Raw genomic sequence first — 2,225 nt, 5'->3', positions numbered from 1 at the left:
GGTGGTCAGGGTGTAGGGGTGGTCCTCGCCCAGCACCCGAACTTGGTCGACCAGCAGCTCCTCGAACGCGGCGGCGGTGCCGGCCGCGTCTCCCGCCTCCCCCCGCCACCGGGCGAGGTGGCTGCGGGCGGTCAGGGTGTTGGGGTGGTCGGGGCCGAGGCGGTGGCCGGTGGTCTGGGTGAGGCGTTGGAAGTGGGCTGTGGCGGCGGTGACCTGGCCGGCTTCGCCAAGGCTTTTTCCGGCCCGGTAGAGGACCGTATGCGCGTCGGGCTGGTACAGGGCGTCCTCGGCGGTGCGGGTGAGGACGGTGGCATTGGCGCGCAGGGCCTGGGCGAGTTCGGTGTCACGTTCGATGTCGGGCCAGGCAGTGGTCAGGGCGTCCGCGGTGGTGCGGGCGAGGTGGCCGTGCTGGTCGGGGGTGAGCGTGTCACGGATGGCGCGCTGGATGAGCTGGTGCACGCGGACGGCCTGGTGCGGGATGGCAGGAGTGTGGTCGATGAGGCTCAACCGGGCCAGCGCCCGCAGAGCACCGACCGCCTCGTTCGCAGTGACAGACACGGCAGTCTCGTCCTGCTCGTCTGGCCGAGGTGCGTTCCGGGGTGTTGCCTGCGAGCCGTTTCCGGTGCGGTGCCGGCTCAGGTGGGCGAGGGCGGGGGCGCTGGTCAGGACGGCTTCGGGGATGCCGTTGGGGCTCAGGAAAGCGGCGAGCTGGAGCATCGGGCGGGCCAGACCTACCGGGCGCAGGGTGTCGGCGCGGTCGACGGACAGCGACCAGGCCGCCGCCGCGCTCTGGGTCTGGCCGTCGGGCAGGACCTCGGGAGCGGCGTCGGCGAGCAGGGTGGCACGGTCGGCCAGCAGCCTGCGGTAGGCGGCGGCGCTGATACCGGCGTCGATGAGGTAGGCGGCGGCTTGCGACAACGCGAGCGGCAGATGCCCCAAGTCCTCGGCGAGCGCGGTGAGCTGATCATCGGGCTCGTGGCGCTCACGGGCGCCCAGCGCGGCGGTGAGGTAGGCGAGGGACTCGGCCTCGGTGAACAGCCCGACCTTGATCAGACGGCCCGCCAGGGCGCCGTCCTGACGGCGGGTGGTGACCAGGGTCCGGCCGTGCGGGCCGGCCGGGGGCCACAGCCCGTTCAGGTCGGCCGGGTCGGTGACGTCGTCGAGGACGACCAGCCACCGGCACGGCGCGGCGTTTGCCTTGGGTTCCAGCCAGGCCAGGAACGCGCGGGCGGCCGTTTCCCGGTCCGCGGGGTCGGCGCCCAGGATCTCCACGGCGGCCTGCGCATATCCCGAGGCGGCCGCGGTGGCGTTGCTCGCGTTGATCCACACCAGCACGTCCAGTTCACCGGCCTGCCAGGCGGTGCGGGCGTAGTCGGCGGCCAGCTGGGTCTTGCCCACCCCGCCCATTCCGGTCAGTACCTGCCCGTGGACCGTGTCCTGCCCCACCAGGACCGCGGCCTGTCCACCCGTCAGTGCTTCACGCAGCCGCACCACTTCGGCACGGGCCTGGAAGCAGCCCGCCCGCGGCGGGATCACCCCCACCTGATGCGGCCACACGGCCCCGGGCCGCCGTGTTCCGTAATAGTGATAGTGGTCGCCCTTGCCCGTGACCGGCCCGGTGAACAAGCCGTCACGGAAATCGACGTGATCCCCGCCCCCAGCGCCGTACCGCGCCTCCCCGCCCGCCACCAAAGCCCCCTCCAACACGGCCGGATCCAGCACCCCGACCGTACCCGCGCACCCACCCCCGCCACCGGCTGTTCGCGACACAGAGCAGACCCGGAACTAACGCAGATTCCCCCAAACGTCCCCCAGCAGCAGCACGCAGAGGCAAACCTGCAGTTCACAGGCAGCGGACTTAGCCCCCCCTGTAAATCTGCCAGCCGTGCCCGAGGGCCGTCTCGAAGGCTGGCCGGTGGGTCTCGGCCGCCGTGGTGGTGGCGTCAGGGGTGTCTTCACTCCCCAGTCGGCTACGCACTGACGGCAGTCGTTGACGGCAACACGCGTGCACTTCGCGTACCCCGGAGAGCCTTCGTGCACCTCGCTGGCGAGGTCTGAGCGACGAGAACTAGGCCACTGAGCCGGCGGAATGAACTCCTAAAGCGGGTGTCGCAGGTTCGAATCCTGCCGGGGGCACCGACCTAAACAGTAGGTCAGAGGGGTCAAAGGCCCCCCGTTCCATTCGAACGGGGGGCCTTCCTCGTGATCGGACGCCACATAGATGC

1 protein-coding gene is annotated in these 2,225 nt (G+C 71.2%); it reads right to left on the bottom strand.

Annotated elements, in window-relative coordinates; genetic code table 11:
* Positions 1-1,626, bottom strand: a 1,626-nt coding sequence (locus tag IE312_RS37130) for an NB-ARC domain-containing protein (protein WP_268254406.1), incomplete at its 3' end; no start/stop codon positions are given.
* Positions 1,627-2,225 lie beyond the last annotated feature (599 nt).

This window comes from Streptomyces capoamus, from assembly GCF_014654935.1.
GTDB classification, from domain to species: Bacteria; Actinomycetota; Actinomycetes; order Streptomycetales; family Streptomycetaceae; genus Streptomyces; species Streptomyces capoamus.
This window is presented reverse-complemented; position numbering and strand designations above follow the sequence as displayed.